Origin of the sequence: Lentzea sp. NPDC051208 (assembly GCF_040682435.1) — a bacterium.
GTDB lineage: Bacteria > Actinomycetota > Actinomycetes > Mycobacteriales > Pseudonocardiaceae > Lentzea > Lentzea kristufekii.
Window position 1 is genome coordinate 462,561 of record NZ_JBFBAW010000001.1, and the last position, 19,519, is coordinate 482,079.

Here is a 19,519-nt window from a genome sequence, read left to right on the forward strand (position 1 = left end):
GTGGTCGAGGTGCGAGAGCGGTCACGACATGACAATCCTCGCGCGGAGCCTGCCTCGGTAGGCACCAATCGCCGATGTGGACATAGGCTGCCCCTATGCCGCTCCCGTCCAGGGTCACCGACCTGACCAGCTTCGACCTCCTGCTGAGCGTCGCCGAGCTGGGCAGCATCGGCCGGGCGGCCCAGGCGCACGGCATGTCGCAGCCCAGCGCCAGCGAGCGGCTCAGGACGCTCGAGGCCCGCGTCGGCGTGACCTTGCTGGAACGCTCCTCGCGCGGCGCGCGGCTCACCACGGCGGGTCAGCTCGTGGCCGGCTGGGCGGCGCAGGTGATCGTCCGCGCGGCGGACCTCGACGCCGGCATCACCAGCCTGCGCGCGGACCGGCAGAGCCACCTCAGGATCGCCGCGAGCCTCACCGTGGCCGAGTACCTGCTGCCGACGTGGCTGATCGCGCTGCGGTCCGTCAGCCCGGACACCGCCACCGTGCTGTCCGCGGGCAACTCGGTGCACGTCGCCGAGCAGGTGCTGGCGGGCAAGGCCGACCTGGGGTTCGTCGAGAGCACCGACGTGCCGGCGGGCCTGGCCAGCCGCGTCGTCGCCACGGACGAGCTCGTCCTCGTCGTCGCACCCGCCCATCCGTGGGCCAGGCGCCGCCGGGTCGCCGCCGCGAAGGCCGCCGCGACGCCGATGGTCAGCAGGGAGTCCGGTTCGGGCACCCGGCAGGCCTGGGAGCACGCGCTGGAGATCGCGGGCATCATCGAGTCCGCGGTGCCGCTGCTGGAGATGTCGTCGACGACCGCGATCAAGGCGGCCGCGATCGGGGGCATCGGCCCGGCCGTGCTGAGCCTGCACACCGTGGCCGCGGACCTCGCCGCCCGCACGCTCGTCCGCGTCGAGGTCGGCGACGTGGACCTGCACCGCGCGCTGAGAGCGGTCTGGCCGTCCGGCCGGACACCCCGGGGACCCGCCTCCGACCTGTTGACCATCGCGACGCGTACTCTCACCCACCGTGCCGACCGGCGGTAGCAAACAGGTTCGCGCCGCGCGCAAGCGCAAGAAGCGCATGGCCCGCGTCGTCCACGACCTCACGGACGCGCAGTGGGACGCCCTCAAGACCTCGTGGGGCGGTTGCGCGTACTGCGCGGCTCCCGCCGGTTCGCTGCAGAAGGACTGCGTGCAGGCCATCTCCCGCGGCGGTCGCTACACGCTGGGCAACGTCGTACCCGCGTGCGGATCGTGCAACGCCAGCAAGTGCAACGCCGAGGTGACGGGCTGGCTGCGGCGCAAGAAGCTCGACGAGCGCACGTTCCTGGTGCGCCACTACGAGATCTCGGCCGAGCTGGCCGCCCGCTTCGTCACCCCACCAGACGCCGTCGCCACTCCAGAGGCGTGACGGTGATGGACCGGCCGGGATCGCGGTCCCACCTCGTCTGAAGGCCTGCCGCCGCCAGCGCCGCGACGATCTCGTCACCGATGGCCGTCGTGGTCTCGGCCGACCCGTCGAACCCGCCGTACAGCAGCGTCAGCCCGTGACCGGCCGCGGCGGAGTCCGTGCACTGGCTGTGGAAGTAGACGAAGCCGCGCGCACCCGGCGCGCTCTCGCCGCCGATCTCGGCCTGGCCGCAGTTGCGGCAGCAGGTGAAGTTCTCGCGGGCCGTGATGCCGGCCTGCTCCAGCGCGGCGAACGCGCGGGTGAGGCGTTCGGGATCGGTCTCGCCCCGCCACGTGGCCTGTTCGGCGACCCGCTCCAGCCACAACCGGTCGACGAGCGCCGCCGCCTGCTCCCGCGACACGGGCCGGCTGTCCTCGGTGACGAGGTACTCCTCGGCGAGCTCCGCGAGCTGGGCGCGGGAGGAGTAACCACCGGTCAGCGCCTCGCGGACGCGGTCCTCCAGCAGCTCGCGGTCGGCGGCACCGAGCTCGAGCGGCGGCACCGCGGGCTCGGGTGGCAGGCCGAGCGGCGACCAGGTGAGACCGCTGTCCCACCCGGCGTCCTGGCGCGCCCAGCCGGTGAGGGCCGCGATGGTGCCGTGGAGCCCGGCCGTCGCCGTGAAGTGCCGGTCGGCGCCACCGTCGCGGTGCTCGACCGAGTAGTCGCCACCGTTCTCGTGCCAGATCTGCGCGAACACACCGGGCAGGTCGGGCACCCGCTGGAGGACCAGGAACCGGTCGCCCTCGCCGCCGATGCGTCGCACCAGACCGGCCAGCGTCTCGGCGGACACGCGCACGTGCCGCTCCCCGGTCTCCGTCTCCACCACGATCTCGAGCATGCGGAGACTGTAGTAGCGGGCCTAAGCGGAGTTGCGAACGGCGTTGTACCCCTTGTACAGCGCGTCCCACGCCTTCTTGCAGCGGGCGTTGAGCTGCCCGTCCTCGCTCACCCCACCAGCCGCGAACCACGGCTCGCACGGCCCGATCTCGGCGAGCTGGCGGCGCACGTCGGAGAGCGCGGCCTGGCCCGCGGGCGGGAGCTTGGCTGCCTGCTTCTCGACCTCGTCGATCACCCCTGTCACGTCGGGCATGACGTGGCTGCAGTTGTCGGCCGGGGCGACGGGTTCGCCGCGCAGGCGGGCGGCGCAGTCCGTGAGCAGGACGCCGATCGCGTCGAGCCTGGGCTGCAGGTCGGGCAGCGGTGAGCCGGTGGCCGAGGTCACGGCCGGGGTGATCCTGGGCAGGGACGACGTCCCGGCACCGCACCCGAGCAGGAGGAAAGCCAGCGCAATGGCGGAGTAGCGCATGCCGAGCAGCGTAGCGAGACAAAAAGGCCGCCAGAGCCGGGGATGCTCTGGCGGCCTCGTCGTTCACCCGATCAGGTTCACGGGCGGATGTAGGACTTCACGCCGTCCGGGATGCCGACAGCGGCCGTGTCCACGACGTCCTCGCTCACCACGGCGGACTTGCCCTTGCAGCCCGGCTCGGACCAGATCTTCACCGCGCCGTCCGGGGAGAGCGACTTGAAGCCGCTGCGGAAGTCGGCGCACTTGGCCTCGACCTTGACGCGGGTCGAGAAGTTGTCGCCGTTGAAGTCGTCGAAGTTCTTGCCGGAGAAGAAGGTCACCGCGTTCGCGGGCTTGGCGCCGGGAGCCGGCGGAGCGGGCTGGGCGACAGGGGCCTCGGCGGGAGCGACGGCGCGCTTGCCCTCGGGGTTGATGACGAACCACTTGTTGCCGACGTTCTGGCCCTTGATGTCACCGGCCTTCTCGTCCTTGCTGAACAGGTAGATCGGGCGACCGCCGATCGTCACCTGGGTCGCGCCGTCCTGGCGCTTGACGAAGCCGATGTTCTCCCGCTTGATGCCGGGGAAGAAGAGCTTGGTGCCCTTGGCGACCGTGACCGGCGGCCACGTCTTCGCGCAGTCACCGTTGCAGTTGGACACTCCGCCGTTCACCGGGTCGTCGCTGAACCAGTAGACCGAGAGTCCCTTCCCGTTGACGACGGCGGGCTCCAGGCCGCCGGCGTTGGCGACGCGCAGCTCGACCCACTTCTGCTTGACCTCAGGGGATGCGGTGGCCGGAGCCCGGTCACCGGTGTTCTGGTCGGCCTTGTTGGAGTTCGCTGATCCGCGCACGAGGTCCACACCGGACTGCGGGTCGGTCTCCGCCGACGCGTCCGGCGCGTTCTGCTCCTGGGCCTGTTCCTGGGAAGGCGCAGGGGAACCGGACTGCGCGGCACCCTGACCGCAGGCCGTCAGAGCGACGACACCGACCGCGAAAAGGGCAGCAACGAACCCGACTTGCTTGCGACGCATTGTTTTTCTCATTCCTGAGTGGACTGTCGTCAACCTGTTCACCCCCCATCACGTACGGCCTCCCCGAACGGTTCAGCCGGGTTCGAGGTGAGAGCGCGGTCACAGTCACCGCGGAGCTCACCCGGTACCGTTGGAGGCGTGAACATCAGGCTGAGCAGCGACTTCGCGGACGCGGTACCGGAGATGGCGGTCTCGTGGGAGGCCACGCCCGTCCCGGAACCGGAACTCCTGGCACTCAACGAGCCACTCGCGGAGGAACTCGGCCTCGACCCGGCCTGGCTGCGCGCTGACGGTCTGCCCTTTCTGGTGAGCGGCCGCGGAGTCGCCCAGGCCTACGCCGGTCACCAGTTCGGCGGCTACTCACCGCGGCTCGGCGACGGGCGCGCGTTGCTCCTCGGCGAACTGACCGACACCGACGGGCGGCTGCGCGACCTGCACCTGAAGGGTTCCGGCCGCACCCCGTTCGCCCGCGGCGGCGACGGACTGGCCGCCGTCGGCCCGATGCTGCGGGAGTACGTCGTCAGCGAGGCCATGCACGCCCTGGGCGTCCCCACGACCCGAGCACTGGCCGTCGTCTCCACCGGCCACGCCGTCCAGCGCGAGGAACCGCTGGCGGGCGCCGTCCTGGCCAGGGTCGCCGCCTCGCACCTGCGCGTCGGCAGCTTCCAGTACGCCCGCAACACCGGCGACCTGGACCTGCTGCGCCGCCTCGCCGACCACGCGATCGCCCGCCACCACCCCGGCAGCACCTACCTGGAGTTCTTCTCGCACGTGGTCGCCGCCCAGGCGTCCCTGGTCGCCCGGTGGATGCTCGTCGGCTTCATCCACGGCGTGATGAACACCGACAACATGACGATCTCCGGCGAGACCATCGACTACGGCCCGTGCGCGTTCATGGAGGCCTACGACCCGACGACGAAGTACAGCTCCATCGACCATCAGGGCCGCTACGCGTACGGCAACCAGCCGATCATCGCCGAGTGGAACCTCGCCCGTCTCGCCGAGGCCCTGCTGCCGCTGTTCGCCGACGACCAGGACGAGGCCGTCTCGCTCGCTCTCGCGGCGCTGCGGACGTTCGACGCGCAGTTCGAGGAGGCCTGGATCGCCGGCCTGCGGGCGAAGCTCGGCGTGTCCGGTGACGTCTTGCCCCTGCTCAAGGACCTGCTCGCGTTGATGCACGAGAACCACGTCGACTTCACGTCGTTCTTCCACCTGCTCGGCAAGGCCGCCCGGGGTGACGCGGAACCGGCCCGCTCCCTGTTCCTGGACCTCGCGGCCATCGACGCGTGGCTCGCGCGCTGGCGGGAGCTCGGGCCGGACGGCGAGGCGATGGACCGGGTCAACCCCGTCTACGTGCCGCGCAACCACCTCGTGGAGGAGGCGCTGGCAGCCGGGGCGGACGGGGACATGGGTCCGTTCGACCGGTTGCTGAAAGCGGTTACCTCCCCGTTCGGCGAACGGCCCGGCCTGGAATACTTCGCGGCTCCTGCGCCGCAGGACTTCAGTGCCACCTACCGGACCTACTGCGGGACTTGATGAAGCTGCAGCCGATCGGCCACGTCGAATCGCCCCTCACCGACCGCTCCGCCGCGCCCAAGCAGGCGGACGAGGGCGCGCCCGAGGCCTTGCTCGTGTTCGCGCCCGAGTACGCACGGGCGATGCGGGAACTCCGACCGGGCCAGGAGGTCCTGGTCCTCACCTGGCTCGACCGCGCCGACAGGTCGGTGCTGGCCGTGCATCCCCGCAGCGACCCCGCCCGGCCGGAGACAGGCGTGTTCTCCACGCGGTCGCCGGACCGGCCGAACCCCATCGGCCTGCACCACGTCCGGATCACGGCGGTGGACGGCCTCGGCGTGCGGGTGGCGCACCTGGAGGCCGTCGACGGCACGCCGATCGTGGACGTCAAGCCGGTGCTGGGGACGGAACGCTGACCTGCCGGGGAGCGGGGTTTGACCGGCGGGTACCCCGTCGTCATGAGCCAACCAGTACCGCCGGCGGAGCCCGTGCCGACCACGCCGGGCCCCGACCAGCCACGCCCCACCGGACCCGACCAGCCCCAGCCGCCAGGACCGGATCCCGATCCCCTGCGCCCGCCCGGACCGGACCCCGACCCGCTGCCGCCGGAACCCAGGCCGATCTAGTGGTGTGAACGGCGAAAAACCGGGTACAGGCGTCGTGTCACTGCCGGACCTCACTCTGGAGCACACCATGCTCAGTCGAGAGGAACATCAGCGGCTCGTCGACATCGGGAACCACCTGCGCGTCTCCGACCCGGACCTGGCCCGCGCGCTGAGCGAAGGCCCCCTCTCGCAGAGGAACCTTCGTCAGCGCGCAGTCGCCGCGCTGGCCGCGCTGTCGTTCAGGAAGCGACAGGGATCGGCTGGCTGACGGCCGCCAGACGCACGGACGGGGCCGCGGTACTGCACCGCGACCCCGCCATCGTGTGCACTGAAGACGCTCAGGAGGAAGCCGCCTTCTGCAGCTCCTTGCGCAGCTGCTCCTTCGACATGCTCGACACGTTGTCCAGTCCCAGGTTCTTGGCCTGCATGAGCAGTTCCTCGCGCGTGGCCTGACCCGGCATCTCGCCGAGGTGGTCGGCGCGGCTGCGCGCGAACGCCTCGCCGAGCTCGTAGCGGCGTTCCGCGCTGAGCCGCTGGCGCATGCCCGGCAGGACGGTCTTCTCCTCTTCCTCCACGTGGTGGGTGATGGAGTCGACGACGTCCTGCAGCGCCTTCTCGTACTGCGGCGAGTCGTAGTCGGTGTCGAGGAGCTTGGCGAGCAGCTGCTCGGCCTCGGCGTGCTCCTCCTGGCTGTGCTCGACCTCGTCCTCCCCGCCCGCGTCCTTGGCGACCGGGTAGACCTCACCCTCCTCGGCGCGGCTGTGGGCGACGAGCAGGCCGCAGAGCACCGGGGTGAGCAGCGGCCGTTTCTCCGGGTGGTTCTTCAGCTCGTCGAACAGGCGCTCCACCTCGCGGTGGTCCTGCATGATCAGGTCGACGACGTCGTACTGCATGGTGGTTCTCCTTCAGTTCGGGTGATTCCTCGGATAGCGCGTGGAGATGGGCGCGATGCCGCGCCGTCCGATTCGGCCGAGCGCGACGCCGAAAGCGGTGATCACGGCGATGGCGACGACCACGGCGATGACGATCGACCAGGTCAGCGTGGTGCCGAGCAGCCCGGAGGCCGCACCGGCGATCACGCCGGCGACGAGTCCGTTGACGAGGTTCACGAGTCCGGCGACTCCCAGCGCGGTGCCGATCAGGCGTGGGCGCCGGGCGTTGCGCCAGCCGGTCTGGCCGGCGTCGACCTCAACGCCCAGGGTGTCGTCGTGCAGCTGGCGGACGAACACGTCCCTTGTGGACGGTTCGAGTTCGGCGTAGACGGCCCTGATGCGGTTGATCCCCAGACCTGCCTGGACGTCCTCGATGGTCAGCTCCACCGTGCGGAACAGGGTGGCGAGCCCGATCAGGAACAGCGCGGTGAAGACGACCAGCAGCAACGTGAGCAGCACGGTGCGCGGCACCACCTGTGCGACGAACCCGAGAGCGATCATGGACGCGGAGATCGTCGTCAGCAGGTGGCCCGCTCGTCCTGTCGCGTCGGTGATCGTCGCCGTGCGGATCATCTGCAACGTGTTGTGTTCCATCGTGAGGATCGTGAGCGCCGACGTCTTGTCCACTTCCGGCACGTCAGCGTCCGAGCGCGTGGGCAAGTTCCTTCTTCGTCATCGTGGAGCGGCCCTTGACGTTCTTCTTCTTGGCCTCGCTGTAGAGCTGTTCCTTGGTGAGGCCCTTCGGGCGGTTGGTGCCCGACCGCTGTCCGCCGCGCTTCTGCGGTGACATGTCCTCAGTGGACGACTTGCTCGCAGTCTTCGACTCACCGGCCTGGGCCCGGTTCTTGTTCACCGTCCGCGCCGCGATCTCCTTCGCGCGCTTCGGCGAGGCGCCTCGGTCCTCGGCGGAGTCCTTGATGTGCTCGTACTGGCGTTCTCGTTTCGCACTCGATCCCGCGGGCATCACGACCTCCTGACTCGATGCTGGTCCCGAATACCCCCGGTCAGGACGATTCACACCCGATCGATAGGGTAGCCGGGGTCATGGCGATCTCTTCCCGACTCGACACCGCGCGCGTGCTCGCGACGGTGCTGCTGCCCACCCTCGCCAAGGGCGTCATCGTCCGCAGGCCCGGTGTGATGGCGGCAGCTGAGAAGGTCCAGTCCGACACGAGGGCCATCGACACGATGCGGAGGCTGCGCGACCGCTACGGCCCGGAACCGGTGCGCCTGCGCATCACCGGCCGCAGCGTCGCGGTGCTGGTCGACCCCACCGACGTCGGCAGGCTGCTCGCCGGGTCGCCGGAACCGTTCGCGCTGGCCACGAAGGAGAAGAAGGCCGCCCTGAAGCACTTCCAGCCGCACGGGGTGCTCATCTCGGAGGGCCCGGAACGGGATCGGCTGCGCCGGCTCAACGAACGCGCGCTGCGACCGGAGAACGTGCCGGTGGAGGCGATCGTGCGCGACGAGGCCGACCTGCTCACCCGGCACGTGATGAGCACCGGCGAGCTGACGTGGGAGGCGTTCAACCAGGCGTGGTGGCGCATCGCGCGCAGGATCGTCCTCGGCAACGGCGCCCGCGGCGACGACCAGCTCACCGACGACCTGAAGGCGCTGCGTCAGAACGCCAACTGGGCTTTCCTGCACCCGAAGCAGCGTGACCTGCGCGAACGCTTCCAGCGCCGACTCGACGAACACCTGGCCCGGCGCGAGGAGGGCAGTCTGGCCGCGCAGCCCGGTGACCTGTCCGGTCAGGTGCCGCACTGGCTGTTCGCGTTCGACGCGGCCGGGATCGTCACGCTGCGTGCGCTGGCCATCGGGGCGCGTGGCATGAACGGCGTCCTGGAGTCCGCGCGGTTGTGGCCGACGACGCCGGTGATCCTGCGCGAGAGCACGATCGCCACCCGCTGGCACGGCACGTGGCTGCCGGAGAACACCGAGTTCGTCGTGTTCACGCCGTTCTTCCACCGCGACCCGGACAGGCTGCCGTTCGCCGACCGGTACGCCCCGGAGATCTGGGACCAGCCGCGCGACCCGGCGATCGTGCCGTTCAGCGCCGGGCCCGGCGAGTGCCCCGGCCGCGACCTGGTGCTGACCACCGCCGCGACGATGCTGGACACGCTCTCCGAGCACCTCGCGTTCCCTGCCCTGAGCGCTCCGCTGCCGGGCACGCTGAACCACTTCGGCATCCGCATGCCGGCCCAGCCGAAGGGTACTCGCGTGTCATGAACACACCCCGCTACGCCGTGGTGACCGGCTCGGACTCCGGCATCGGCAAGGCCGTGGCCGTCGCGCTGGCCCGCGGTGGCGTCGACGTCGGCATCACGTACCACGAGGACGCCGGAGGAGCCGAGAAGACAGCGCGGGAGGTCCGCGAGGCCGGTGTGCGCTGCGCGGTGCGGCAACTGGACCTCACCGACCTGCCGGACGCGGCCGGCGTCGTGGACGAGCTGGCCGCCGAACTGGGCGGCGTCGACGTCCTGGTGAACTGCGCCGGCACCGGGAGCAGCCAGAAGGCGCTGGACATGCCGTTCGACACCTGGCGGTCGGTGCTCTCGGTCGACCTGGACGGCGCGTTCCTGTGCTGCCAGCGCGCGGCCAGGCACATGATCCAGGCCGGACGCGGCGGACGGATCATCAACATCACGTCCGTGCACGAACACCTGCCGCGCGTGGGCGCCGCGCCCTACTGCGCCGCGAAGGCCGGGCTCGGCGCGCTCACCGAGGTGCTCGCACTCGAACTGTCCGAACACGGCATCACGGTCAACTCGGTGGCACCGGGCGAGATCTCGACGCCGATGACCGGCCAGGAGGACGTCGACCCGCACACCCAGGCCCGTCCGGGCGTGCCGCTCGGCAGGCCGGGCAGTGCTCACGAGGTCGCCGCCGTGGTGGCGTTCCTGGCGACCCCGGCCGCGAGCTACGTGACCGGGGCGTCGCTCGTCGTGGACGGCGGGATGTCGTTGATGGGGCCTCAGGCGAGCCAGCTCATGACCGACGAGAAGTGGAGGCAGACCTGATGCGTGCCGTGGTGCTCAACTGCACCTTGAAGAAGTCACCGGAGCAGTCCAACACCGATCTGCTCGCCCAGGTGGTGATCGACGAGCTGACCAAGAAGGACGTCGAGGTCACCTCGTTCCGGCTGGCCGACCACGAGATCCCGCCCGGCGTCGTGACCGACCTCGGCGGCGGCGACGAGTGGCCGAACGTCCACCGGCTGCTGCTCGACTCCGAGATCCTGGTGTTCGCGACCCCGACGTGGGTCGGCCGTCCGTCGTCGCTCGCGCAACGGGCGCTGGAACGGATGGACGCCATGATCTCCGAGACCGACGACCAGGACCGGCCGGTGGCCTACAACCGGGTCGCGGGCGTCGTGGTGACCGGCAACGAGGACGGCGCGCACCACGTGATCAGCGAGATCTGCGGCGGTCTCGGCGACATCGGCTACACGATCCCCGGCCAGGCGTGGACGTACTGGAACCGAGGCCCCGGCCCTGGTCCCAGCTACGCCGACACCGACGAGGGTCACGAGTGGTCGGAGAACACCGCCCGCACCATGGCCGCCAACCTGCACGCCGTCGCCCTGGCCCTGGCGGAACGCCCGATCCCGGCCTGAGCCAGCGCCACGACCGCGCCGATCGCCAAGCCGCCCAGGACGTCCGTGGGCCAGTGCACACGGGTCCTGAGGCGGCTGTAGGCGACCAGCAACACCAGCGGTGTCACGAAGAAGGCGGCGTCGCGGTCCGCCAGCGCGGTGGCGGTGCCGAACGCGGCCGCCGTCGTCGCGTGCTTGGACGGGAACGACGACGAGTCCGGGTGTTCCGGCAAGGCCTGCCGCGCCGGCATGTTCGCGACCACGGGCCGGCGCCGGTGCACGACCACGCTCACCAGGTGCCCCAGCGGCATGGCGACCACGGCCGCCGTGAGCGCACGTTTCGCGGTCTTCTTCTTGCCGCACAACGCGAGCAGTCCGGCGACGGGCAGCCACAGGAGGCCACCCCGCGCGGTCAGGCTGACGGCGATGATGATCGGGTGCGGACGCCTGGTGGGCAACGCCTCGCTGTTGTGCAGCGAGTCCTCGTCGAGTTCGTCTAATTCGTCCTCACCTGTCATGTGGCTCATCTACCCAGAACCGGGCTGGCCGGAACCTCCCGCCCCTGTCCCAGCCCCAGCACGATCGCCTTGAGCGCCTCCTGCGCGTCGAACTCCGGTTTCCAGCCGAGCTCCGTCCTGGCGCGCGAAGCGTCCAGCAGCGGTGACTTCAGGGCCAGGTCGACCCATCCGGGCGGCGTGGGCTGCAGGTGCAGCCTCCAGGAGACGTTCGCCAGTGACCGCATCAGCTTCGGAGGAACGGACACGTGCCGGCCACCGAGCACCTCGGCCAGCGCCCGGGGAGTGATGACGGGGTCCGCCACGAGGTTGATCCCGCCGTGCAGCCGCTGCTTCAGGATCCGCGCGACACCGTCGGCGACGTCGTCCGCGTGGACGAACTGCAGCACCAGGTCGCGCGGAATCGGCAGGACGGGAATCCGGTGCCGGAACACGGCTCTCGGCACCAGGCTGCCGAGGAAGTAGTCGCGGATCTCGGATCCGGCATCGGACTGCAGGATGAGGCCGGGCCGCGGCCGGGAGATGAGCAGGTCGGACTCGAACTTGTTGAGCATGTGCTCCACGGCGGCCTTGTGCCTGCTGTAGAAGGACGTCCTCACGCCGTCGACGGGCCACGACTCGTCGACACGACGGTCCTTGCTGCCGGGTGAGTACGCGCCGACCGACGACATGTGGACCAGGTGCGGCACACCGGCCTTCACCGCCGCGCTGAAGACCTGGGCGGATCCGGCCACGTTCGTCCGGTACAGCTGCCGTTCGTCCCGCGAGGGCTGGATGAGCCACGCCAGGTGCACCACGGCGTCAGCCTTCTCGAACGCGGTGCGCAGCACCTCCTCGGCGCCGGCACGCCCGATCTCGACGGGCGTCCAGGGCACACCCCGGTACGGCGGGGCGTCGCCGGGCGGGCGACGCGAGATGCCGTGCACTTCGACGTCCGGTTCCTCGGCCAGCCTGCGCAGGAGCGCCGTTCCGACGTTGCCACTCGCTCCGGTGACGACGATCTTGCGTGCGGGCATGGTTCCTCCGGGTGTCGGCCTGTGCTGCCGGATACCCGTTCAGGTGACGTCGAGAACCGCCTTCAGGACGATGTTCGTGACAAAGGACGAAGCGTGCCGATGGGCCGGATCAGTCTTCGAGACGGGAGACGAGCACCCCGCCGTGCTTGACGAACGACTCGGGCAACCACGGCTGGTCGATCCTGCGGCCGTTCCACCGCGTTTCCTGCACGTGGACACCCGGTGTGCCGGTGGCGAGGACCGTGATGCTCTTCGCGGTGATCCGGGCCTTCGGGAACATCGGGCTGGAGACGTGCAGCTCGGCGCTGCTCGGCGTGCGCGGGTACAGGCCGAGCGCGGCGAAGACGTACCAGGCCGACATGGTGCCGAGGTCGTCGTTGCCGGGCAGGCCGGACGGGCCGGTGCGGTAGACCAGCCTCGCCATCGCCCGCACCGTCTCCTGGGTCTTGCGCGGCTGCCCGAGCTCGTTGTAGATCCACGGCGTGTGGATGCCCGGCTCGTTCGTCGGGTCGTACCGCAGCGCGTCGCCGCCCGTCGCCCACGAGCCGTCCGCGCGCTTGAAGAACCCGTCCAGCCTGGAAGCCGCGACGTCCTTGCCGCCCATCGCCTCGGCCAGGCCCTGGACGTCGTGCGGCACCATCCACGTGTAGGTGGCGCTGCTGCCCTGCGCGAAGCCCAGGTCGGAGGCCGGGTTGAACGGCGTCACCCAGGTGCCGTCGGCCTTGCGGGCCTGCTGGTAGCCGGTGGCCGGGTTGAAGGTGTTGCGCCACCAGCCCGCGCGCTTCTGCATCTCCTCGCTGGGGCGGCCGAGCCTGCGGCCCAGGTCGGCGAGCGCCTGGTCGGCGACGGAGTCCTCCAGGGTCTCGGCGGCGCCTCCCCAGCAATGGCACGTGTCGTGCGGGGCGTAGCCGAGGCGCATGTACTCCGCGAGGTTCGGGCGCTGGCCCTCGCACTGACCGGGGCAGCCCTTGTCGGACAGCCCGTCCGGGTGCGGGACGGTCGCCTGGCGCAGCAGTGAGTCGTAGGCCGCCCGCACGTCGAAGTCCTTGGCGCCCATGGCGTACATGCCCGCGATGGCCGGGGCGGACGGGTCGCCGGTCATCACGTGCGTCGGGCCGGTGATGTGGACCCAGCGGTCCCACACGTCACCGTTCTCGCGCGAGGTCTGCAGCAACGACTGGGCGTACCCGCTCGCGACGTCCGGCGCGAGCAGGGCCAGCAGCTGGGTCTGGGCGCGGTACTGGTCCCAGCCGGAGAAGTTGCCGTACCGGGTGGTCCGGCCCACGTCGCTGATCACGTTGGGCTGCAGGAAGGTGTGGTAGAGCGCGGTGTAGAAGATCGTGCGCTCGTCCGCGGTGCCGCCGTCGATCTCGACCGCGCGCAACTGCTTCGCCCAGGCCTTCTTCGCCTCCTTCGCCACGTCCGCGACGGTCGCGCGCTTCGGGATCTCCGCCGCGAGGTTGCGCTTGGCCGCGTCGAGGCTGGTGTAGGAGATGCCGACGCGCATCCTCACCTCTTTGTCCGCGAAGGACACGTAGCCGCCGGATCCCCTGCCGGCGCGCGCACTTCCGGTCAGGTAGCCCTCGCCGCCGCTCGCGGTCGTGCTGCCGGGCCTGAGTTCGCCGTCGACCCAGGTGCCGTGAGCCGAGATCGGGCGGTCGAACGACGCCGTGAAGTGCAGGCGGTAGTAGGTCTTCTGGTTGTTCGTGCCGCCGTTCGCGCGCCTGCCGCAGAACGCGCCGGTCAGCACCGAACCCGAGACCGAGCCGGTCGCCGGGTCGATCGTGATGTCGGCGTCCTCGCTGCCGTTGAGCGAGTTCGAGGTGCGGAACAGCAGCGATCCGTTGACGGGGAAGGTGAACTCGCCGATGCCCGCGCGGGTCGTCACGGAGAGGTCCGCCGTGGCACCGGACTTCAGGCCCACCCGGTAGCGGCCGGCCTCGGCCTTCTCGTCGGCGTGGGAGAAGTCGCTCGCGAAGATCTGGTCCCTGGTGTCCGCGGTCGGCGACGAGGTGATCTCCCCGACGTGCGGCATGATCGGGATGTCCCCGGCGGCACCGGGATGGCAGCCCGCGCCGTTGACGTGCGTGAGGCTGAACCCGCGCACCCTCGTCGCGTCGTACGCGTAACCGTTGGCAGCGCCCGTGTTCGTCTGGTCGCCGCGCGTCGACGTCGGGCTCCACGAGATCATCCCGAACGGCCGCACCGCGCCCGGATACGTGTTGCCGCCGCCCGCCGAGCCGATCAGCGGGTCGACGTAGCGGGTGTCGTCTCTCACCGCCGCACTCGCGGGAGTCGCCAGCGCGGCGGTGAGGACAGTGACCAGGAAGACCGGGAGCGCTCTCACGTCCCGGGACCCTAACCGGTTTCAGTAAACGCAGGGTGGCCGGTAACCGTCGATCTTCAGGCCCTGGAACTCCAGTTCGTTCTTCGTGTTGCCGACGAACACCAGGCCACGGGCGTCGTCGAGCGCGTCGGCGAGCGGGTAGGACGGCTTGCCGAGCGCGGGCAGATGTGTCCAGTCCGTTGTCTCGAAACTGAAGAACCGCTTCACGAGCCTGCCGCCGGTGGACGGCACCTTGGTGACCCACTTGTCGCCACCGCTCCAGAACGACGCGGGACGCAGCTGAACGTGGAGGTCGTCGGTGGCGCGGTAGGTCATCCAGAAACCGGCCGACTCGGACAGGTCCGCCTCGGCCTCGAACTTGTTGCCCAGCCACACGACCATGACAGCCCAGTCGTCGGCCAGGAACTTGATCTTCGCCGTGTGCCCGTGCCGTCCCCTGGGCACGAGGATGCTGCCGGTCGCGGGTTCCGTGGCACCTTCACCACTGGCGATCCACTGCTGCAACCGGTCGATGGACGGGGTGGCGCACTCGCGGCCGCGCGAGGCGTTCGCCACCGCCGTGGAGCTGAGCGTGAACAGCACCGCGCACGCGATCACCGCGACGCGGCCGAACGTCGATTTCAAGCGCATCTGGCGGACCGTAGCGGAGATTGGTTTAAACCATTTCCGTTCACCGTTGACAGGGTCTCACTTGGCTACCTGGACAGCGGATTGTGAGGGCTGCGCGCGAGGGACACAGTGAGCCTCGTGCAGCCCGCCAGATGCATCGCATCCATAGGTGTCGTAACGGTTTTCGCCCTCCAACTGGCCACTCCGGCGCTGGCGTCGGCCGACTGCTCCCCCACTGTCGACGAGCGGTCGTTCGCCACGGCTCCCCAGCTCCGCGCTCTCAACGCCACCGTCGCCGGGTTCGGCGTCCGTGCGACCGGCAGCCCTGCTCACCACCGCCTGATCTCCTGGCTGGAACACCGCGTGGACCGGCTGCCGGGGGTGTCCGTGCGGTCCGAGCCCTTCGCGATCGAGCGCTGGCAACCAGGTCCGGGTCTGCTGTTCTCGGGCGGCGTCGTGCCGGTCGCCGGCGCGATCCCGTACTCCGATCCCGGCCTGCGTTCCGGCGAGCTGGTCCGCCTGCCCGCCGGTACCCCGATCACGGCCGCGAACGCGGGCGGCAGGGTCGTGCTGCGCGACTTCCCCGTCCTCGACCGCGGCTACCTCGCCGAACCGCTGCTGGACCGGGACATGGTCGACGCGGGCAAGGCCGGCGCCGCTGGCGTCGTCGTCGCCTTCCCGTTCCCGCACGAGCAGGTGAAGGGCTACTGGGACCCGCACGTCGGCACCCACTACCGCGTGCCGGGCGCGTTCGTCGGCTCCGACGCGGCCGCGAGGCTCGTGCCGGGCACCCGGACGACCATCAGCGTCCTCGCCGCGCGCCTCCCGGCCGTCACGCGCTCGCTGGTCGCGACGCTGCCCGGCCTGAGCAGCGAACGGATCGTCCTCGACACCAACACCGACGGCGTGGGGTGGGTGCAGGAGAACGGCACCGTCGCGCTGCTCGCGCTGGCCGAGCACTTCGCGCGCCTGCCGGTGCGTTGCCGGCCGCGCACCCTCGAGTTCGTCTTCGCGACGGGCCACCTGCACCGCCCGGCGGAGGGCAGCGAGTTCCGCGCCCGTGCGCTCGACGCCGAGTACGACTCGGGTTCCGTCGCCTTCGCGTTCGTGCTGGAACACCTCGGGACGCGGGAGTTCCTGCCTCGCGACGGTGCACTCCTGCCGACGGGACTGGCCGAGCCGTCCGGCTGGTTCGCGGGCAGTCCGGTACTGGCGCGGACGGCGGCGACGGCGCTGGCCGGGCGTTCGGTCGACCGCACCTTCGTCCTGCCGGGCAGTGATCCGCCGGTACCGGGCCGGGTGCCGCCGCAGTGCTCGTTCGGCGGCATCGGCACGCACTTCCACTCGCACCTGATCCCGACGATGGCGATGATCTCCGGGCCGTGGACGCTCTGGGCTCCCTCGTTCGGATCGGCTGCCGTCGACCACGACCGCATGCGACGCCAGGTGCTGGCCGCGGGTGACGCGATCACGGCGCTGGCCCCGTTGCCGCGTGCGCAGATCGCCGGGCCGTACCTCGGCCTGCGGCAGGCGCGGGCAGCCGGTGCGCCGACCTGTTCCCACGACCTGCCACCGGAGTGGGCGCCTAGAAACTGATCAACGCCTGGACGGCCAGGTGGTCGGACGGGTACTGGCCGTTCAGCTGGAAGGCGTTCATCGCGGCGGCCTCGACCGTGGCGCCGCGGGTGAGGATCCAGTCGATGCGCGGGCCGTCCGGGACGAGCGGGCCGTACCCGTGGAACGTCCCGTACGCCGGGGTCGTCCGCGGGCCGGCGAGCCACGTGTCGGCCAGTGCGGAGGTCAGGGTGGTGTGGGCCGGTGAGCCGGGGACGTCGTTGAAGTCGCCGGTGACCACGACCGGCAGCGTCTGGGCCTGGAGGCGGTCGCGGACGAACTCCGCGCTGCACAGGCGGGAGTGCGCCGACTCGTGGTCGAAGTGCGTGTTGACGGCCACGAACTGCTTGCCGGTCAGGCGGTCCGCGAACCGGACCCACGTGACCATGCGGATCACGTTGTTGCCCCATGATCGGGAACCCACGACGTCCGGGGTGGCGGAGAGCCAGTGGTGGTCGAACTCCAGCGGTTGCAGGCGGAGCGTGTCGAAGAAGATCGCCATGAACTCGTCGTGGCTGCCGCCCGCGCGGCCGAGGCCGATCCAGTCGTAGTGGTCCGGCAGGTCGTGCGCGATGTCGTTCAACTGTCCATACAGGCCTTCTTGCGTGCCGAGCAGGGCCGGCCGTTCCTTGAGCAGGAACTGGGCCATGACCGGACGTCGGGCAGCCCACGAGTTCGGCTCGGCGGTCGAGGCATACCGGAGGTTGAAGGACATGACGCTCAAAGGGTCCACTCGGCCGATCATGGCACAGGCCCGCCCTGGATCAGGGCGGGCCTGCGTTTACCTACGTTGAATCACACAAGATGGAAGCGAATGTTGGGCGAGTCGACGAAAAGCATGTCGACTCCCCCAACATTCACGCAGGCGCATAACCGGTCGGGGTGGCGGTGAAGCTGCCACGGCCTTGCGTCCGGCTCCGCAACCTCGTCACGTAGCCGAACATCTCCGCCAACGGCACGCTCGCCGTCACCACGGTCGCACCGGGCCTGGCCTCCGAACCGAGGATCCTGCCCCGGCGCGTCGCCAGATCACCCAGCACGCCACCGAGGTACTCCTCCGGCACGGTCACCGTGACCTCGGCGATCGGTTCGAGCAACGTCATGGCGCCGGCCTTCAGCGCCTCGCGCAGCCCGAGCCGGCCCGCCGTGCGGAACGCCATCTCCGAGGAGTCCTTGACGTGCGTGGACCCGTCGGTCAGCGTCACCCGCACACCGGTCACCGGGTGGCCGAGAGGTCCCTCGGCCAGCGCGTCCCGGCAGCCCTGTTCGACCGCGCGGACGAACTCCTGCGGCACGCGCCCGCCGGTGACGGCCGAGCGGAACTCGAAACCGGTCTCCAGCGGCTCGGTGTCGAGCACGACGTGAGCGAACTGTCCCTGCCCTCCGTCCTGCTTGACGTGCCGGTAGACGAATCCCGTGACGCCCGTGCCCACGGTCTCGCGGTACGAGACGCGCGGCCGTCCCATGGTGAGCTCGATGCGGTGCAGCGTGCGCGCCTTCTCCACCGAGACCTCCAGGTGCAGCTCGCCCTGGCCGGACAGCACCGTCTGACCGGTCTCCGGGTCCGTCCCGAACCGCAGGGACGGGTCCTCGTCGACCAGGTGCGCCAGCGCCTCGGTCAGCCGGGCGTTGTCCGCGCTGGTCCGCGTCTCCACGGCCACCGACACGACCGGATCGGCCGACTCCGCGGGTTCGAGCAGCAACGGAGCCGACGGCGCGCACAACGTCGTCCCGGTGCGGGCCGACTTCAGCCCCACCAGCGCCACGATGTCGCCCGCGACGGCCTGGTCGACCGGCGTGTGCCGGTCGGCCTGGACGCGCAGGATCCGGCCGATGCGTTCGTTGCGGCCGCCCACCTGGACCGTCTCTCCCTTGTGGAGGGTGCCCGAGTAGACGCGGACGTACGCGAGCCGTCCGGTGGCGGTGGCGTTCACCTTGAACACCAGAGCCGCGAACGGCGCGTCCGGATCCGGCTGCCGTTCCTGGCCGTCGACGCCGCGCACCGGCGGAACGTCCACAGGGGACGGCAGGTACGCGATCACCGCGTCCAGCAACGCCTCGACTCCGCGGTTGCGGTACGCCGAGCCGCACAACACGACGGTGGCCTGACCTCGCTGGGTCAGTTCCCGCAGAGCGTTTCCGAGAGTCTGCTCGGACAGGCCTCCCGCGAAGAACTCCTCCAATGCCTCGGGATGCAGTTCCGCCACCGCCTCCTCCAGGAGGCGACGACGCCGTTGTGCCTCTGCCAGCAGCGTTTCCGGCACAGGTCCCTCGGTCATGCCGTCGTCCCAGATCAGCGCACGCATGCGCACCAGGTCGACGACACCGCGGAACCCGTCCTCCACGCCGATCGGCAGCTGCACCACGAGCGGCACGGTGTGCAGCCGCGTGCGGATCGACTCGACGACCTGGTCGAGGTCCGCGCCCGCCCGGTCGAGCTTGTTGACGAACGCGATCCTCGGCACGCCGTACCGATCCGCCTGCCGCCACACCGATTCGCTCTGCGGCTCCACACCCGCCACACCGTCGAACACCGCGACGGCCCCGTCGAGCACGCGCAGGGATCTCTCGACCTCGTCGGCGAAGTCGACGTGTCCCGGTGTGTCGATGAGGTTGATGCGATGGGAGTCCCACGTGCAGGTCACGGCCGCGGCGAAGATCGTGATGCCGCGGTCGCGTTCCTGCGGGTCGAAGTCGGTGACGGTGGTGCCGTCGTGGACCTCGCCGCGCTTGTGGGTGCTGCCGGTGGCGAACAGGACGCGTTCGGTGAGCGTGGTCTTGCCCGCGTCGACGTGGGCAAGGATGCCGAGGTTGCGGACAGCGTTCAACGTGGTCGTGCGCATGGCTTCGTGCCTTTGGTGTCAAGGACTTACGGGGTCAGCGCGATGACCCGGCGAACTCCGCTCGGGAGTTCGTCAGACAGTCCGGCGCCCGGCGCGCAGCAGGCGACCGGCGCACGAGGACACGAGGATCACGTCGAAACGGGACGGGAGGACGACGGCGGCGGTACGCACGGCCGGTCTC

22 protein-coding genes are annotated in these 19,519 nt (G+C 70.4%); 10 read left to right on the plus strand and 12 right to left on the minus strand.

Features of this window, described 5'->3' with window-relative positions:
- Nucleotides 1-95 precede the first annotated feature (95 nt).
- Both AB0M48_RS01920 and AB0M48_RS01925 read left to right on the plus strand, forming a co-directional pair.
- Nucleotides 96-1,025 carry a LysR family transcriptional regulator gene (locus AB0M48_RS01920; protein WP_363835375.1) on the plus strand — a complete coding sequence of 310 codons (930 nt, stop codon included), beginning with the start codon at nucleotides 96-98 and terminating at the stop codon, nucleotides 1,023-1,025.
- Nucleotides 1,009-1,392, plus strand: a complete 384-nt coding sequence (locus AB0M48_RS01925; RefSeq protein WP_363835378.1) for an HNH endonuclease — start codon at nucleotides 1,009-1,011, stop codon at nucleotides 1,390-1,392. The genes AB0M48_RS01920 and AB0M48_RS01925 overlap by 17 nt, the downstream gene beginning before the upstream one ends.
- On the opposite strand, the gene AB0M48_RS01930 is transcribed toward AB0M48_RS01925, so the two are convergent.
- The 3 genes from AB0M48_RS01930 to AB0M48_RS01940 all read right to left on the minus strand — a co-directional run bounded on the left by AB0M48_RS01930 (nucleotide 1,355) and on the right by AB0M48_RS01940 (nucleotide 3,747).
- Nucleotides 1,355-2,269: a hypothetical protein gene (locus tag AB0M48_RS01930; RefSeq protein WP_363835380.1), complete on the minus strand. Its 915-nt coding sequence runs from the start codon at nucleotides 2,267-2,269 to the stop codon at nucleotides 1,355-1,357. The two genes, AB0M48_RS01925 and AB0M48_RS01930, sit on opposite strands and share 38 nt — an antisense overlap.
- Nucleotides 2,270-2,290: 21 nt before the next feature.
- Nucleotides 2,291-2,737 (minus strand): hypothetical protein, encoded by a 447-nt coding sequence (locus AB0M48_RS01935; protein ID WP_363835382.1) that lies wholly within the window; start codon nucleotides 2,735-2,737, stop codon nucleotides 2,291-2,293.
- A 77-nt stretch (nucleotides 2,738-2,814) separates the two neighbouring features.
- A complete protein-coding gene (locus AB0M48_RS01940) occupies nucleotides 2,815-3,747 on the minus strand; it encodes a hypothetical protein (RefSeq protein ID WP_363835384.1) in 933 nt (310 codons plus the stop codon).
- A 138-nt stretch (nucleotides 3,748-3,885) separates the two neighbouring features.
- Between AB0M48_RS01940 and AB0M48_RS01945 the strand changes: the two genes are divergently transcribed.
- The 4 genes from AB0M48_RS01945 to AB0M48_RS01960 are packed head-to-tail and all read left to right on the plus strand — an operon-like array spanning nucleotide 3,886 to nucleotide 6,135.
- The gene (locus AB0M48_RS01945) at nucleotides 3,886-5,283 is read left to right on the plus strand and encodes a protein adenylyltransferase SelO (protein ID WP_363835386.1); all 1,398 of its coding nucleotides are present in this window, start codon (nucleotides 3,886-3,888) and stop codon (nucleotides 5,281-5,283) included.
- Nucleotides 5,283-5,678, plus strand: coding sequence for a tRNA (N6-threonylcarbamoyladenosine(37)-N6)-methyltransferase TrmO (gene tsaA / locus AB0M48_RS01950; protein ID WP_363835388.1), 396 nt, complete (start codon nucleotides 5,283-5,285; stop codon nucleotides 5,676-5,678). The genes AB0M48_RS01945 and tsaA overlap by 1 nt, the downstream gene beginning before the upstream one ends.
- Nucleotides 5,679-5,720: 42 nt before the next feature.
- Nucleotides 5,721-5,888, plus strand: coding sequence for a hypothetical protein (locus AB0M48_RS01955; protein WP_319983989.1), 168 nt, complete (start codon nucleotides 5,721-5,723; stop codon nucleotides 5,886-5,888).
- 34 nt (nucleotides 5,889-5,922) lie between these two features.
- Entirely contained in the window at nucleotides 5,923-6,135 is a 213-nt protein-coding gene (locus AB0M48_RS01960) for a DUF3040 domain-containing protein (RefSeq protein WP_363835391.1), read from the plus strand.
- A 70-nt stretch (nucleotides 6,136-6,205) separates the two neighbouring features.
- Here the strand turns inward: AB0M48_RS01960 and AB0M48_RS01965 are convergent, their stop codons facing one another.
- Genes AB0M48_RS01965 through AB0M48_RS01975 form a run of 3 tightly spaced genes read right to left on the minus strand, consistent with a single transcriptional unit; the run spans nucleotide 6,206 to nucleotide 7,763 of the window.
- Nucleotides 6,206-6,760: a hemerythrin domain-containing protein gene (locus AB0M48_RS01965; protein WP_363835393.1), complete on the minus strand. Its 555-nt coding sequence runs from the start codon at nucleotides 6,758-6,760 to the stop codon at nucleotides 6,206-6,208.
- Between the two features lie 12 nt (nucleotides 6,761-6,772).
- The gene (locus AB0M48_RS01970) at nucleotides 6,773-7,459 is read right to left on the minus strand and encodes a hypothetical protein (protein ID WP_363835395.1); all 687 of its coding nucleotides are present in this window, start codon (nucleotides 7,457-7,459) and stop codon (nucleotides 6,773-6,775) included.
- Complete coding sequence (locus AB0M48_RS01975; protein ID WP_363835397.1) at nucleotides 7,437-7,763, minus strand: plasmid stabilization protein; 327 nt, start codon at nucleotides 7,761-7,763, stop codon at nucleotides 7,437-7,439. Before AB0M48_RS01975 ends, AB0M48_RS01970 begins: the two co-directional genes overlap by 23 nt.
- Before the next feature lie 80 nt (nucleotides 7,764-7,843).
- On the opposite strand from AB0M48_RS01975, the gene AB0M48_RS01980 reads away from it, so the two are divergent.
- From AB0M48_RS01980 to AB0M48_RS01990, 3 genes are read left to right on the plus strand one after another with little or no spacing between them, the layout of a single operon-like run.
- The gene (locus AB0M48_RS01980; protein ID WP_363835399.1) at nucleotides 7,844-9,028 is read left to right on the plus strand and encodes a cytochrome P450; all 1,185 of its coding nucleotides are present in this window, start codon (nucleotides 7,844-7,846) and stop codon (nucleotides 9,026-9,028) included.
- Entirely contained in the window at nucleotides 9,025-9,819 is a 795-nt protein-coding gene (locus AB0M48_RS01985) for an SDR family oxidoreductase (RefSeq protein ID WP_363835402.1), read from the plus strand. Before AB0M48_RS01980 ends, AB0M48_RS01985 begins: the two co-directional genes overlap by 4 nt.
- Complete coding sequence (locus AB0M48_RS01990; RefSeq protein ID WP_363835404.1) at nucleotides 9,819-10,415, plus strand: NAD(P)H-dependent oxidoreductase; 597 nt, start codon at nucleotides 9,819-9,821, stop codon at nucleotides 10,413-10,415. The genes AB0M48_RS01985 and AB0M48_RS01990 overlap by 1 nt, the downstream gene beginning before the upstream one ends.
- Here the strand turns inward: AB0M48_RS01990 and AB0M48_RS01995 are convergent.
- The 4 genes from AB0M48_RS01995 to AB0M48_RS02010 form a co-directional block, all read right to left on the minus strand.
- Complete coding sequence (locus AB0M48_RS01995) at nucleotides 10,325-10,912, minus strand: phosphatase PAP2 family protein (protein WP_363835406.1); 588 nt, start codon at nucleotides 10,910-10,912, stop codon at nucleotides 10,325-10,327. The genes AB0M48_RS01990 and AB0M48_RS01995 overlap by 91 nt on opposite strands.
- Nucleotides 10,913-10,917: 5 nt before the next feature.
- Nucleotides 10,918-11,925 carry an NAD-dependent epimerase/dehydratase family protein gene (locus tag AB0M48_RS02000; protein WP_363835408.1) on the minus strand — a complete coding sequence of 336 codons (1,008 nt, stop codon included), beginning with the start codon at nucleotides 11,923-11,925 and terminating at the stop codon, nucleotides 10,918-10,920.
- Between the two features lie 109 nt (nucleotides 11,926-12,034).
- Nucleotides 12,035-14,272, minus strand: coding sequence for a GH92 family glycosyl hydrolase (locus AB0M48_RS02005; protein ID WP_363835409.1), 2,238 nt, complete (start codon nucleotides 14,270-14,272; stop codon nucleotides 12,035-12,037).
- Nucleotides 14,273-14,293: 21 nt separating this feature from the next.
- Complete coding sequence (locus AB0M48_RS02010) at nucleotides 14,294-14,902, minus strand: hypothetical protein (RefSeq protein WP_363835412.1); 609 nt, start codon at nucleotides 14,900-14,902, stop codon at nucleotides 14,294-14,296.
- A gap of 117 nt (nucleotides 14,903-15,019) precedes the next feature.
- Between AB0M48_RS02010 and AB0M48_RS02015 the strand changes: the two genes are divergently transcribed.
- On the plus strand, nucleotides 15,020-16,477 hold the full coding sequence (locus tag AB0M48_RS02015; protein ID WP_363835414.1) for a hypothetical protein: 1,458 nt from the start codon (nucleotides 15,020-15,022) through the stop codon (nucleotides 16,475-16,477).
- On the opposite strand, the gene AB0M48_RS02020 is transcribed toward AB0M48_RS02015, so the two are convergent.
- Complete coding sequence (locus AB0M48_RS02020; RefSeq protein ID WP_363835416.1) at nucleotides 16,467-17,210, minus strand: endonuclease/exonuclease/phosphatase family protein; 744 nt, start codon at nucleotides 17,208-17,210, stop codon at nucleotides 16,467-16,469. The two genes, AB0M48_RS02015 and AB0M48_RS02020, sit on opposite strands and share 11 nt — an antisense overlap.
- A 142-nt stretch (nucleotides 17,211-17,352) precedes the next feature.
- The gene (gene fusA, locus AB0M48_RS02025) at nucleotides 17,353-19,338 is read right to left on the minus strand and encodes an elongation factor G (RefSeq protein ID WP_363835418.1); all 1,986 of its coding nucleotides are present in this window, start codon (nucleotides 19,336-19,338) and stop codon (nucleotides 17,353-17,355) included.
- Nucleotides 19,339-19,519 lie beyond the last annotated feature (181 nt).